The organism is Streptomyces sp. NPDC046866 (assembly GCF_040704625.1).
In the GTDB taxonomy this organism is placed as follows: domain Bacteria; phylum Actinomycetota; class Actinomycetes; order Streptomycetales; family Streptomycetaceae; genus Streptomyces.
Genome location: NZ_JBEYXN010000035.1, coordinates 1 through 13,785, shown reverse-complemented (window position 1 = coordinate 13,785; position 13,785 = coordinate 1). Strand labels below are relative to the sequence as shown.

The following is a 13,785-nucleotide window of genomic DNA, read 5'->3' as shown; positions in this document are numbered from 1 at the left end:
CCCGTACCACCACCAGACACCACGAGAGCCCGCCGCCATGTACGAGCTGTCCCGGATCCGCCTCTACTCCATCGGGCCCGCCGGCGCACGCTACGCCGACACCGTGCTCGACCTGCGCGGAGTCGGCGAGCCGGTGCCCCACCCGGCGCCCACCCAGGCGGAGTTCTTCGAGGACGAGCCCACCGGCCCGCCGCGCCGCCCCGCGCCCGCGGGCGTGCTCTTCCTGGAGAACGGCGGCGGCAAGTCCGTCCTGCTCAAGCTGATCTTCTCGGTGATGCTCCCCGGCCACCGCAACACCCTCGGCGGGGCCAGCTCGGGCGTGCTGCGCAAGTTCCTGCTCGCCGACGACTGCGGGCACGTCGCCCTGGAATGGCAGCACACGCAGACCGGCGAGTGCGTCGTCGTCGGCAAGGTCAGCGAATGGCGCGGCCGCCAGGTCTCCAACGACCCGCGCAAGTTCGCCGAGGCCTGGTACTCCTTCCGCCCGGGACCCGGCCTGAGCCTGGACAACCTCCCCGTCGCCGAGGCGACCGCCGTGCGCCCGCCCGCCGAGGGCGCCTCCGGAGCGCAGGGCCGCCGCCGCACCATGAAGGGCTTCCGCGACGCCCTCACCGAGGCCGGCAAGGCCTACCCGCACCTCGAGGTGTACTTCGAGGAGATCCACGACCGCTGGAACGAGCACCTGACCGAGCTCGGCCTCGACCCCGAACTCTTCCGCTACCAGCGCGAGATGAACGCCGACGAGGGCGAGGCGGCCGGCCTCTTCGCCGTGAAGAAGGACTCCGACTTCACCGACCTGCTGCTGCGCGCCGTCACCGACACCCGCGACACCGACGGCCTCGCCGACCTCGTCCACGGCTTCGGCAACAAGCTCGGCCGGCGCGCCGAGCTCATGGCCGAACGCGACTTCACCGCCGGCTCCGTGGACCTCCTGAACCGGATCGTCGAGGCCGCCGCGACCCGGTCCCGGCTCCGCGACGTCCACGCCGGGGCCGAGCGCCGCACCCGCACCCTCGCCCGCCGGCTCTCCGCCCGCGCCGCCGAGGAGCGCGGCCGGGCCGCCGAGCTCGCCCAGCGCGTCACCGGCGCCGCCCACGCCGTCACCGCCGCCGAGGCCGCCCGCGAGCGCAGCGCCGCCGTCTCCGCCGAACTCGCCTACCGGCACGCCTCCCTGGCCCTGGCCGTCGCCGACAAGGCCGCCGCCGCGCAGCGCCGCGAACTCCTCGAAGCCCGCACCCTGCACGCCGCCTGGCAGGCCGCCGAGATCGTGCTGCGCCACCGGGCCGCCGCCGACCGCTCCGCCCGGGTCGCCGCCGCGATCCTGGAGGCCGAACGGGACGCCGCCCCGGCCCTCGCCGCCCGCGCCACGGCCGCCGCAGCCCTCGTACGCGCCCTGCACACCGCAGCGGAGGACGGCGAGCGCGTGGCCAACGAGGAGGAGGAGCGCTCCGCCGCCCTCCAGGCCGCGGGCGAGGACGCCCACCGCGACGCCACCGCCGCCGCGACCGCCGCCCAGCGCGCCCGCAGCGAGGCCGAACACCTGCGGGCCCGGCTCGCCGAGGTCCAGCAGGAGACCGCCGAGGCCGTCCGCGCCGGCTGGCTCGACGACTCCGCGCCCGACGCCGACCCCGCCCGCGCCGCGCTGGCCGCCAGCGACGCCGAAACCGCCGCCGTGGCCGCCTGGGACGAGGCCCGCGAGGCCGCCCGCGCCGCCACCGACGCCGCCCGGGAAGCCGCCGCCGCGGAGTCCCGCGCCGAACTCACCGCCGCCCGCGCCGCGGACGCGGCCGACGCCGCCGAAGCCGCCCACGCCGCGGAGCAGCAGGCCGCCGCCTCGCTGGCCGCCTCCCCCCGCCTGGCCGAACTCCTCGGCCTGCCGTCGGCCCCGGCGCCGGCCGAGGCCCCCGCCTCCACGGGCCGCGTCCCGCACCCGCGCGCCGAGGGCGACGGCGCCCCCGCCGGCCCCGCCCCCGCGACCCCTGCCGGCGCGCTGACCGCCGAGGACCTCGACCGCGGCGCCGACGAGCTGCGCAGGCTGCTCGGCGACGCCGTCACCTCCGCCGAACGCCAGCTCTTCGACCTGCGCACCGCCGCCGCCGACGACGCCCGCATCCTCGGCGCCCTCGGCGACGGCGGGCTCCTGCCGCCCGGCCCCGACGTCCTCGCCACCGTCGAGTACCTCGGCGAGCACGGCATCCCGGCCCTGCCCGGCTGGCGCTACCTCGCCCAGTCCGTCGACCCCGCCGACCACGCCGCCGTCCTCGCGGCCCGCCCCGAACTCGTCGACGGCGTCGTCATCACCGACCCCGACACCCACTCCCGTGCCCGCGAGGTCCTCAGCGGCGCCGCCCTGCTGCCCCGCTCCACCGTCGCCGTCGGCACCGCCGCCGCCCTCCTCGCCCCCGTGCCGCCCGCCGACGCGGCCGACGCCGGAGCCTCCGGGATCTTCATCGTCCCGCCGAACCCGGCCATGCACGACGAGCACGCCGCCGACGAGGAGCGCCAGGCGCTGCGCACCCGCGCCACCGCCCGCGACGCCGAGATCCGCGAGCTGGCCGCCCGCCTCGCCGGAGACCGCGAACTCGCCGCCCGGCTCGCCTCCTGGCGCACCGGCTGCCCGCCCGGCCGCCTCGCCGAGCTGGCCCGGCAGGCCGAGGCCGCCCGCGCCTTCGCCGAGGAGGCCGACGCCGAACTCGCCGAGGCCCGTACCGCCCGCGCCGAGGCCGACGAGGCCGCCGCCGACGCCACCCGCGTCCGCGACGAGCGCCAGGACGCCGCCCAGCGCGCCCGCCGCGCCGCCGACGCCCTCGCCGGTCTCGCCTTCCGCCTGCGCGAGCGCGCCGGCTGGCAGGCCCGGGTCCGCGAACTCGCCGACGAAGCCGCCGAGTCCGAGGCCCGCGCCGAGGCCTGCCTGGCCCGCGCCCGGGCCGCCGACGAGGACCGCCGCGCCGCCCAGCGCGCCGCCGACGACGCCCGCCGCACCGCCCGCGCCCTGCGCGCCGAGCGCGCCGAGATCGCCGGCGCCCCCGAAGCCCTCCCCGAGGACGATGCCGCCGCGGCCGCACACCGTCCGCTGCCCGACCTCCGCGAGGCCTACCGGGCCGCCTCCCAGCTCTACGAGAAGGTCGGCGTCGGCGCCGACCTCCGCGCCGACCAGGCCCGCGCCGAAGGTGAGGAGAGCGCCGCCCTCGCCGAGCTCGACCGGCTCACCAACAAGGTCCGCACCCGCGCCGCCCAGCTCCTGGAAGGCACCGACGGAGCGGACGGCCCCTCCCGCCAGGCCGCCGCCGCCCGCGCCGAGGCCCTCGTACAGATGCTGGAGACCCGCGCCTCCGCCGCCAGCGAGCAGCTCGGCCGACTGCGCGGCGAGGCCGAGCGCCACGCCCCCGCCGAGGGCGAGGCCCACACCGAGCTGCCGGAGGACCTCGTCCCCGAGCACGTCGACCACGCCCAGGCCCTCCTGCGCACCGCCACCGCCCAGCTCGCCGCCCACACCGCGGCCGTGGAGACCGCCCGGGCCGCCCACGCCGACCTGCTGCGCGCCCACCGCACCGCCGAGGACGGCGCCGGCGGCTTCGACGAGACCGCCGCCCTCCTGCGCGACCTGCTGCGCGACCACGCCCCGCAGGAGGAGGAGCAGGAGCCGGCCCCCTACCCGGGCACCCTGGAGGAGGCCCGGCAGTCCGCCGCCGAGACGCGCCGCTCCCTGCGCGGCTGCGCGGCCGACCTCTCGGGCGCCGAAGCCGCCGTCCGCGAGGCCAGCGACATCCTCGTCCGCCACGCCAACGCCACCCGCTACGAGCAGGTACGCACCCCCGCCCGCCAGCAGATCCGCGAACTGCCCGCCTCCGCGCTGCCCGAGCACGCCGCGGCCTGGGCAGCGGCCTTCGCGCCCCGCCTGCGCGTCCTCACCGACGAGCTCGCCCAGCTGGAACGCAACCGCGACAGCATCGTCGACCGGCTGCGCGGGCTGGTCGAATCCGCCCTGGCCACCCTCCGCTCCGCCCAGCGGCTCTCCCGCCTGCCGGAGGGCCTCGGCGAATGGTCGGGCCAGGAGTTCCTGCGCATCCACTTCGAGGAGCCCGACCAGGCCACCCTCACCGAACGCCTCGGCGAGGTCATCGACGACGCGACCCGCACCGCCGTGAAGAAGAACGGCGGCTCCTCCTTCGGCGAGGGCCGGCGCGACGGCATGTCCCTGCTGCTGCGCGGCGTACAGGCGGCCCTCGAGCCGAAGGGCGTCTCGGTGGAGATCCTCAAGCCGGACGCGGTGCTGCGCGCCGAGCGGGTCCCCGTCGGCCAGATGGGCGACGTCTTCTCCGGCGGGCAGCTGCTGACCGCCGCCATCGCCCTCTACTGCACGATGGCGGCCCTGCGCAGCAACGATCGCGGCCGCGACAAGCACCGCCACGCGGGCACCCTGTTCCTCGACAACCCCATCGGGCGCGCCAACGCCACCTACCTGCTGGAGCTCCAGCGGGCCGTCTCGGACGCCCTCGGCGTCCAGCTCCTGTACACCACGGGCCTGTTCGACACCACGGCGCTGGCGGAGTTCCCGCTGGTGATCCGGCTGCGCAACGACGCCGACCTGCGGGCGGGCCTGAAGTACATCAGCGTCGAGGAGCACCTGCGCCCCGGTCTGCCCCAGCAGTCCGCCGAGGGCGAGACCATCCACGGCGAGATCACGGCCACCCGCATGTTCCGCCGCTCCACCACGAGCGCCTGACCCGTCTCCGCCCGACCCTTCTCCGCGCGGCCCGTCCCCGGGCCGCGCGGAGAGCTCAGCGGCGGCCGGAACCCGCCCCGTAGCGCCCGTCCGCGCCCGCCGGGGCCGGAGGCCACACGGCCGGCCGCCCGCCGGGGCCGCTCGCACCGCCCCGCGGTATTCGGCCCACCCGGCCGTCCGCAGCGGTCCGGGCCTCCCGGCGGACCCGCCGGGTCTCGCGGCGCAGGCTGCGCGCGGTGCTGCTCGGCTCCGACAGCACACCGTTGCGCTGGTTCCACATCTGGCGGGTGATCAGCACGTCCAGCACGCCCCAGGTGGCCACCACGGTCCCCGCTATGGCGCCGAGCCCCATCGGGAAGGCGAGCCAGGAGCCGGTGAGCACCAGGAAGAAGGCGATCGTCGCCTCGGTCAGCGTGACGGCGACGATCAGCACCGCCCGCACCGCCGACTCCCGGACCGGATCCGGCAGCCTTCGCCGCCGGGCCGGCTCCTCCTGCCACAGCGACCGCCGCACACCCGCGCTCCCCGCACCCTCCTGCGGGCCTCCGCCACCCGCACCGCGGCCCGCGCCCGCCTCCGCGTTCCGCGCCGCCAGCGCCTTCCGCGCCGCCTGCGCCTTCCCCGCCGTCTGCGCCTCCGCCTCCGCGCCGGCGTCCCCGTACATCCCCGTCACACCCACGGCACGCTCCCTCCCCTCCGCACTGCCGGACCTCTACCCGTCTACCCGGCCGCACCCGGCCTACCCGGCCTCCCGGCCGAACGACTCCGCCCGACGCATCCCCTCGAACAGGTAGACGTGCGACGGCGCCGAGAGATTCCCGCGAGATTCCCGCGAGATTCCCGCAATGCGGACTCCTCCCGCACCCCCGTCCGCCGCGGAACGAAGAATTCCAGCCATCCATCGCATTGCAGGGACGGACGCCCCACGACGTGTCATGTGCCACATAAGGGGCCGCACTTGACCGGATGTATCGGACAACTCGTGATCTTCGCCGGGGCGTCCGGCCGAAAACGTCCGGACACGTCTTCGAAGCCGCTCCGTGGCAGTAGTAGGCTCACGCCGTTTAAATGACGGAACTCCAACCCCGGGCAAAGGGGTTGAGCTGGGGGAGGCTGGGGAGGCCATGCGCTTTCGCGGGAAGTCGATCCGCCGGAAGATCGTGGCGCTGCTACTCGTGCCGCTCGTCTCCCTCACCGCCCTGTGGAGCTTCGCCACCGTCATCACCGGCCGCGAAGCCGTCCAACTCCTCGACGTGGCCTACGTCATCGACAAGGTCGGCTACCCCATCGAGGACGCCGTCCGCGTCATCCAGAAGGAACGCCGCCAGACCCTCGTCGTCCTCGGCGACCCCCGCGCCTCCACCGCCACCACCGAGCTGACCAAGCGCCGCACCGCCACCGACGAGCTCATCGACAAGATCAGCAAGAGCGCCAAGGACCCCGAGGTCGTCGAAGAGCTCAGCCCCGCCGCCGCCCAGCGCCTGAACTCCATCCTCGACGCCTTCCACGGCATCGGCACCCTGCGCCGCTCCGTCGACCAGAGCACCCTCGACCCCAACCAGGCGCTCGACCTCTACAGCCGGCTCGTGGACCCCTGCTACGAGTTCCTCATGAACCTCCACGCCCTCGAGAACGTGGAGATGGACAAGCAGGGCCGCGCACTCGTCGGCATCACCCGCGCCCGCGAGACCCTCTCCCGCGAGGACGCCGTCATCGCCGCGGCCCTCGCCGCCCGCAACGTGAGCGCCACCGACATCCGGCACGTCTCCGACTTCGCCGCCAACCGCACCCTGCTCTACGAGTTCAACCTCGCGATCCTCCCCGGCGCCGACCGCGCCCTCTTCGAGCAGTACTGGAACGGCCCCGAGACCAAACCCCTGCGGGACGCGGAGGAACGCTTCCTCGCCGGCGGCCCCGGCAAGAACCCGCGCACCCTCACCGCCGCCCAGTGGGACGAGGCAGCGAACAAGGTCCTCGACGACCTCGCCGCCATGGGCACCGCCGCCGGCGACCGCTACCAGAAGCGCGTCGAACCCGTGGCCATGGACGTCCTCCTCCAGGCCGCCCTCGCCGGCGTCCTCGGCTTCATCGCCCTCGCCGTCTCCCTCGTGATGTCCGTGCGCATCGGCCGCGACCTCATCCGCGACCTCTCCCGGCTGCGCAAGGAGGCCCACGAGGTCTCCGGCGTCCGCCTGCCCGCGGTCATGCGCCGCCTCGCCGCCGGCGAGCACGTCGACGTCGAGACCGAGGCCCCCCGCCTGGAGTACGAGAAGGACGAGGTCGGCCAGGTCGGCCAGGCCCTCAACACCCTCCAGCGCGCCGCCGTCGAAGCCGCCGTCAAGCAGGCCGAACTCCGCAAGGGCGTCTCCGAGGTCTTCGTCAACCTCGCCCGCCGCAACCAGGTCCTGCTGCACCGCCAGCTCACCCTGCTCGACACCATGGAGCGGCGCACCGAGGACGCGGAAGAGCTCGCCGACCTCTTCCGCCTCGACCACATGACCACCCGCATGCGCCGCCACGCCGAAGGCCTCGTGATCCTCTCCGGCGCCGCCCCCTCCCGCCAGTGGCGCAAGCCCGTCCAGCTCATGGACGTCGTCCGCGCCGCCGTCGCCGAGGTCGAGGACTACGAGCGCATCGAGGTACGCCGCCTGCCCCGCCTCGGCATCACCGGCCCCGCCGTCGCCGACGTCACCCACCTCGTCGCCGAACTCCTCGAGAACGCCACCGTCTTCTCGCCCCCGCACACCGCCGTCCAGGTCCACGGCGAACGGGTCGCCAACGGGTTCACCCTCGAGATCCACGACCGCGGACTGGGCATGAACCCCGAAGCACTCCTCGACGCGAACCTCCGCCTCGCCGAGACCCCCGAGTTCGAGCTCTCCGACACCGACCGCCTCGGCCTGTTCGTCGTCAGCCGCCTCGCCCAGCGCCACGGCGTCAAGGTCGTCCTCCAGCCCAGCCCGTACGGAGGCACCACCGCCGTGGTGTTCCTGCCGGCCGTCCTCCTCACCGAGGCCCCCGACACCCACGGGGCCGGCGCCCGCCTCGGCGACGGCGGAAAGCACGGCAGGAGCGTCACCGCCGGCCGGCGCCCCGCCCACGCCGCCGCAGCCGTGCACCGCGGCTCCGCCGGGAAGTCCCTGGCCGCCGGCGGCCCGCGCGGCCCGGTCGAGCTCGAGGCCCCGCTCGGCGCCCTCGGCCTCGACGGGCTCGACGACACCGCCGCCCTCGACGAGCTCGGCACCGGCATCGCGGGCCTCTCCGGCGTCGGCGGCCGCCCCGCCATGGCCACGCTCGACGACGAGACCCCGCCCCACGGCACCCCGCGCAGCGCCCTGCTGGGCCTGCGCCCCGCCGACCTGTCCCGCCCCGAGCGCAAGGGCACCCGGGACCGCGAGCGCGAGCCGCTGGCCCCCACCGGCCCGGTCCGGCTGGAGAGCCACCGCGCCGACGCGGTCCGCGGCTCCCGCCCCGAGGCCGCCCGCGGCTCCGGGCCCGTGCCGCTGCCGCGCCGCCGGCCCGCCCCGACGCTGGTCGCCGAGCACGGGCGCCGGGTCGAGCCCCGCCCCGTCTCGGTGGTCCCGCAGCCGGCGCCCGAGCCCGCGGCGGGCCCCCGGCCGGCCACTGCCACCGGCCCCGGCGGGCTGCCCAAGCGCGTCCGCCAGGCGAGCCTCGCGCCCCAGCTGAAGACCGCCGCGGCCCCGGCACCCGCCGAAGCCGCCCCGGACGCAGTGGTCGAGCGCGACGCCGAGGACGTACGCCTGCGCATGTCCGCCCTCCAGCGGGGCTGGACGGCGGGCCGCGAACAGCAGGACCGGCAAGAGCAGCACCAGGCAGACCAGGCCCAGCAGCCCGACCAGCCGCAGAAGCCACAGCACGCACAGCAGTCCGAGCCCGGGGCGGGCACCAGCGCCGCCACGGGTCCCGCGAGCGGGAACGAGAACGAGGGGGACGGTCGATGACCGCACCGCAGACCGGCAACGACACCCGGAGCCGCGGCTCCGGCCAGCTCAACTGGCTCCTCGACGAGCTCGTCGACCGGGTCGGCAGCATCCGCAAGGCGGTGGTCCTCTCCGGCGACGGCCTGCCCACCGGCAGCTCCAAGGACCTGACCCGCGAGGACAGCGAGCACCTGGCCGCCGTGGCCTCCGGCTTCCACAGCCTGGCCAAGGGCGTCGGCCGCCACTTCGACTCCGGCAGCGTCCGCCAGACCGTGGTCGAGCTCGACGAGGCCTTCCTCTTCGTGATGGCCGCCGGCGACGGCAGCTGCCTGGCCGTGCTCTCCGACGCCGACTCCGACGTCGGCCAGGTCGCGTACGAGATGACCCTGATGGTCAAGCGGGTGGGCGACCACCTGTCGACCGCGCCGCGCTCCGGGCCAGCCGGAGGGTGAGTCGTACCGCATGAGCGAATCGGGCCACGACCTCCAGGACACCCAGGACGGCCACACCATCCAGAACAGCCAAGACGGCCGGGACGGCCGGCACGGCGAGGACGTCCACGACGCCCCGGGTGCCGCGGGCGCGGCGCAGGAGCCGCAGCCCGCGCACCCGCACTGGTTCGACGACGAGGCGGGCCCGGTCGTGCGCCCGTACGCCATGACCCGCGGCCGGACCAGCCACGCCGGCCGGCACCGCCTCGACCTGATCGCGCTCGTCATCGCCGAGCCGGCGGCCGACGATCCGGTCTGGGACATGACCCTGTCCCCGGAACACGCCCACATCCTCGACCTGTGCCGCCGGCGGGCGCAGTCCGTCGCCGAGCTGGCGGCCGAACTCGACCTCGCGGTCGGGGTCGTACGGGTCCTGATCGGGGACCTGGCCGACGAGGAACTGGTCCACGTGACCCGGCCGGTGCCGCCGGCCGAACTGCCCGATGAATCCATTCTGCGTGAGGTGATCGATGGCCTTCGGGCGCTCTAGCCGCACCGGTGCCATGCACGCCGTGTCGCCGGTCGAGCCGCTTACCCTGAAGATCCTCGTCGCGGGCGGCTTCGGGGTGGGCAAGACCACCCTGGTCGGCGCGGTCAGCGAGATCAGGCCGCTGCGGACCGAGGAGTCCCTCTCCGAGCCGGGCATCGGCATCGACGACACCGGGGGAGTGGAGGGCAAGAGCACCACCACCGTGGCGATGGACTTCGGCCGCATCACCCTGCGCGAGGACCTGGTGCTGTACCTCTTCGGCACACCGGGGCAGGACCGCTTCTGGTTCCTGTGGGACGAGCTGGCCCAGGGCGCCCTCGGCGCCGTGGTCCTCGCCGACACCCGCCGGCTCGCCGACTGCTTCGCCGCCGTGGACTACTTCGAGCGCCGCGAGATCCCCTTCACGGTCGCCGTGAACTGCTTCGACGGAGCCGAACGCCACCCCGTGGTGACCGTACGGGAGGCGCTCGACCTCGATCCCGAGGTGCCGGTGCTGCTGTGCGACGCCCGCGACCGCGAATCGGTCAAGGACGTCCTGGTCGGGGTCGTCGAGCACGCCATGTCCCTGGCCCGCGCCCGCCGGCAGAGCCTGACGGCCGGGACCTGACCTGACGGACCGGACGGCACCTGGCGGACGGGACGGACGTGACCTGACCGAGGGGACGGACGTGACGGGAGGCGGCCCGTACCCCCGCCGACTGGGGTACGGGCCGCGGCTCACATGGGGGGACCAGGGGCCTCGGTCGCGGCGTCGGGCGCGGCGCGAGACTGTGGAGCGAGTGTGAACCTGCGGCCGGGGGCCGTCAAGCGTTCGCACAACAACGCCTGTTCAGCAGGCGCCCGCTCACCGCACGGCGACGACCGCCGACCCGTGCCCGAACAGCCCCTGGTTCGCGGTGATCCCGGCCCGCGCCCCCGGCACCTGCCGCGGCCCGGCCGTACCCCGCAACTGCCAGGTCAGCTCGCACACCTGCGCGATCGCCTGCGCCGGCACCGCCTCCCCGAAGGAGGCCAGCCCGCCGCTGGTGTTCACCGGGATCCGCCCGCCGAGCGCGGTCGCCCCCTCCCGTACGAGCTTGGCGCCCTCGCCCGCGCCGCACAGGCCGATGTCCTCGTACCACTCCAGCTCCAGCGCGGTGGACAGGTCGTACACCTCGGCCAGCGAGAGGTCCTCCGGGCCGAGGCCGGCCTCCTCGTACGCGGCCCGGGCGATGGACGCCCGGAAGGAGCCGGCGCGGTGGGCGCCGCGCGCCGCCCCGGCGCCCGTCACCGAGTCGGTGGCGATGTCCGGCAGGTCGAGCACCGTACGCGGATACGTCGGCGTCACCGTCGACACCGCCCGGATCCGCACCGGGTCCGCCGCCCCGCGCGCACGCGCGAACTCCATGCTGCTGAGCACCAGCGCCGCCCCGCCGTCCGAGGTGGCGCAGATGTCGAGCAGCCGCAGCGGATCGGCCACCACCGCCGACTGCGCGACCTCCTCCGCGGTCACCGCCGACCGGTAGCGGGCCAGCGGGTTGAGCGCGCCGGCCGCCGCGTTCTTCACCTTGACCAGCGCGAAGTCCTCCGGCGTGTCCCCGTGCACGGCCATCCGGCGGCGTGCGTACAGCGCGAAGTACGCCGGGTTCGTCGCCCCCAGCACACGGAAGCGCAGCCAGTCCGGATCGTCCGGCCGGTCCCCGCCCGCAGGGGCGAAGAACCCCTTGGGCGCCGCATCCGCGCCGACCACCAGCACGACGTCGGCCAGCCCCGCCAGGATCTGCGCGCGGGCCGTCCCGATCGCCTGGGCCCCCGAGGCACAGGCCGCGTACACGCTGGTCACCCGCGCGCCCTGCCAGCCGAGGGCCTGCGCGAAGGTCGCGCCCGCGACGTAGCCCGGGTACCCGGAGCGCACGGTGTCCGCCCCCACCACGGACTGCACGTCGGTCCAGTCCAGCCCGGCGTCGGCGAGCGCGGCCTTGGCGGCCGCCCGCCCGTACGCCACGAAACTCCGGCCCCACTTGCCCCAGGGGTGCATGCCCGCTCCCAGAACGGCGACGTCGGTGCTCACGACCGGCCTCCGGTGGGCGCGGGGGGTGTCGGGTGCGCGGGGTCCGCCGGTCGCGCGGGGTCGGCCGGTCGTGTGGGGTCGGCCGGGCCCACCGGCCGGAAGTGCCAGGTCGTCCACGCGGTGTCGGCCGTCTCGTTGAGCACCCCGCCCACCACCTCGACCTCCATCCCGACGGCGAGATCCGCCACCGTGATCCCGGGCGCCGCCTGCCCGAGCACCACCATCCCCTCGGCCGGGAGCTCCACCGCGACCAGCGTGTACGGCTCCCACGGCGCGTCCGGATCCGACACGTACGGCGCGGGCGGCCGGTAGCGCCCGTCGGTGTAGGACCACACCCGGCCCCGCGGGGACAGCGGGACCTCCTCCAGCCGGCCGTCGCCGGCGCAGTGGGGGTTGCGGCAGTACGCGTCCTCGCGGGGGAAGAACACCGCGGAGCAGGCGGAGCAGCGGGTGCCGAGCAGGCGGAACCCGCCCTGCGCGCGGCCCGCGTCGTCTTCGGTGAACCACCCGCTCACGACGGGTGTACGTGTGCGTTCCAAGGCCCCTCCCGAGCAGTGTCTGACGATCCGTCAGAAGTCTGCCACGGTGCGCCCGCACCGGCCACGGGTTCGGTGCGGCACTCGCGCCTGCGTACGCCCGACCCCACCAGGCCACCTCTCAAGGCCGCCGCACGGACGCCACGGCCACCGGGAAATCGAAGTATGTGTCGGGGAACGCCTCCGGCTTGTAGGTGAAGTGCCACCACTCCTCCGGCAGGTTCACGAACCCCTCCGCCCCCAGCACCCGCACCAGCAACCGCCGATTGGCCCGCGCCGCCCCCGTGATCCGCGGATCGTCCGTGTGGGAGAGCGGATCGAACCGGTCGAACGCCGTCCCCATGTCCACGGATCGCCGCAACGGCAGCCGCGTCATCGTCACGTCCACCGTGCTGCCGCGGCTGTGACCGGACTTCGCCGCGATGTACCCCTCCGGAATCAGCCGCCCCTTGTCGACGTCCGGATAGAACTCCGCCTTCGTCCGCTGATCGCCCTCATCCGCAGCCCACCGCACGAACCGGTCCACGGCGCGCTGCGGCCGGTAGCAGTCGTAGACCAGCAGCGCGTACCCGCGCCTCAGCAGCACCCGCTGCGCCCGGCGCAACGCCTCCGCCGCGGGCCGGGCCAGCAGGCACACGGGCTCCTCGTACCCGTCGACGACCCCGCCCGTGAAGTTGTGCTCGCCCGCGTACCGGATGTCCTGCGCGATGCTCGGATCCACATCCGCCAGCGCCGTGAACCCGGGGCGTGCCGATCCCACAGGCCCCGACGACCCGCCGAGCAGCAGCGCCGCACACCCTGCAACCACCGTCATCCGCATGTGCCTTGGCATACCATCGCCGCATGCCGGCACACGTGAGGGACTCGCACTGCTCCACCTGCGGAGTGCTGTTCGACACCACCGACTGGCCGCGTACGTGCGGCTCCTGCGGCGCGGTCACCTACCGCAACCCGCTCCCGGTCGCCGTCACCCTGCTCCCCGTCGAGGACGGGTCCGGCACGGGGCTCGTGGTGATCACCCGCACCATCGTGCCGGCCCGGGGCGGAATCGCCCTGCCGGGCGGCTTCATGGACTTCGGCGAGGACTGGCGGGAGGCGGTCGTACGGGAGCTGCGCGAGGAGACGGGCATCCACGCCCCGGCGGCCGAGGTCACCCTGGCCGACGCGATGAGCTCCCCGGCGGGCCACCTGCTCCTCTTCGGCCTCCTGCCGACACGCCCGCTGGCCTCTCTTCCCCCGTCGGCCGCCACGGACGAAACCACGGGCTGGCACGTGCTGCACGGCCCGACGGAGCTCGCCTTCCCCCTGCACACGAGGGCTGTGGCGGGGTGGTTCGCGGGACTGTACGGGTAAGGGCGGCGGCGCGCTGCCGGGCGGGGGCTGGGGGCGGGGTCACGGTGGGGCGGGGTGGCCCTGCTGGGCGGTGCCTAGGAGGGGCGGGTCACGGTGGGGCGGGGTCGGTGGGTGTCCGGGGGCGTCCCGGCCGCCCATTGTCCTTTCGGTTCGCGCCGGCCCGTCAAGGGCGCTCCCTGCGGTCGCGTCGCTTCGCGA

The 13,785-nt window shown here is 75.4% G+C and carries 9 protein-coding genes and 1 pseudogene; 6 read left to right on the top strand and 4 right to left on the bottom strand.

Annotated features, from left to right (window positions below; all coding sequences use genetic code 11):
- Positions 1-37 precede the first annotated feature (37 nt).
- Positions 38-4,726 (top strand): hypothetical protein, encoded by a 4,689-nt coding sequence (locus tag AB0953_RS32285; RefSeq protein ID WP_366863136.1) that lies wholly within the window; start codon positions 38-40, stop codon positions 4,724-4,726.
- Positions 4,727-4,781: 55 nt separating this feature from the next.
- On the opposite strand, the gene AB0953_RS32280 is transcribed toward AB0953_RS32285, so the two are convergent.
- Positions 4,782-5,405: a hypothetical protein gene (locus AB0953_RS32280; protein WP_366863135.1), complete on the bottom strand. Its 624-nt coding sequence runs from the start codon at positions 5,403-5,405 to the stop codon at positions 4,782-4,784.
- 445 nt (positions 5,406-5,850) lie between these two features.
- Here AB0953_RS32280 and AB0953_RS32275 point away from each other — a divergent pair, with 445 nt between their 5' ends.
- The 4 genes from AB0953_RS32275 (at position 5,851) to AB0953_RS32260 (ending at position 10,255) form a co-directional block, all read left to right on the top strand.
- The gene (locus AB0953_RS32275) at positions 5,851-8,688 is read left to right on the top strand and encodes a nitrate- and nitrite sensing domain-containing protein (protein WP_366863134.1); all 2,838 of its coding nucleotides are present in this window, start codon (positions 5,851-5,853) and stop codon (positions 8,686-8,688) included.
- Positions 8,685-9,119, top strand: coding sequence for a roadblock/LC7 domain-containing protein (locus tag AB0953_RS32270; protein WP_362177105.1), 435 nt, complete (start codon positions 8,685-8,687; stop codon positions 9,117-9,119). The genes AB0953_RS32275 and AB0953_RS32270 overlap by 4 nt, the downstream gene beginning before the upstream one ends.
- Positions 9,120-9,309: 190 nt before the next feature.
- Positions 9,310-9,648, top strand: a complete 339-nt coding sequence (locus AB0953_RS32265) for a DUF742 domain-containing protein (RefSeq protein WP_366863166.1) — start codon at positions 9,310-9,312, stop codon at positions 9,646-9,648.
- A complete protein-coding gene (locus tag AB0953_RS32260) occupies positions 9,629-10,255 on the top strand; it encodes an ATP/GTP-binding protein (RefSeq protein ID WP_366863133.1) in 627 nt (208 codons plus the stop codon). Before AB0953_RS32265 ends, AB0953_RS32260 begins: the two co-directional genes overlap by 20 nt.
- A 237-nt stretch (positions 10,256-10,492) precedes the next feature.
- On the opposite strand, the gene AB0953_RS32255 is transcribed toward AB0953_RS32260, so the two are convergent.
- The 3 genes and pseudogenes from AB0953_RS32255 to AB0953_RS32245 form a co-directional block, all read right to left on the bottom strand.
- On the bottom strand, positions 10,493-11,698 hold the full coding sequence (locus AB0953_RS32255; protein ID WP_366863132.1) for a lipid-transfer protein: 1,206 nt from the start codon (positions 11,696-11,698) through the stop codon (positions 10,493-10,495).
- Positions 11,699-11,784: 86 nt separating this feature from the next.
- Positions 11,785-12,237 (bottom strand): annotated as a pseudogene (locus AB0953_RS32250) (zinc ribbon domain-containing protein); the annotation flags it as partial.
- Between the two features lie 118 nt (positions 12,238-12,355).
- Positions 12,356-13,066 carry a M15 family metallopeptidase gene (locus AB0953_RS32245; protein ID WP_366863131.1) on the bottom strand — a complete coding sequence of 237 codons (711 nt, stop codon included), beginning with the start codon at positions 13,064-13,066 and terminating at the stop codon, positions 12,356-12,358.
- A gap of 11 nt (positions 13,067-13,077) precedes the next feature.
- Here AB0953_RS32245 and AB0953_RS32240 point away from each other — a divergent pair, with 11 nt between their 5' ends.
- Positions 13,078-13,587 carry an NUDIX domain-containing protein gene (locus tag AB0953_RS32240; protein ID WP_366863130.1) on the top strand — a complete coding sequence of 170 codons (510 nt, stop codon included), beginning with the start codon at positions 13,078-13,080 and terminating at the stop codon, positions 13,585-13,587.
- The last annotated feature ends 198 nt before the right edge of the window (positions 13,588-13,785 follow it).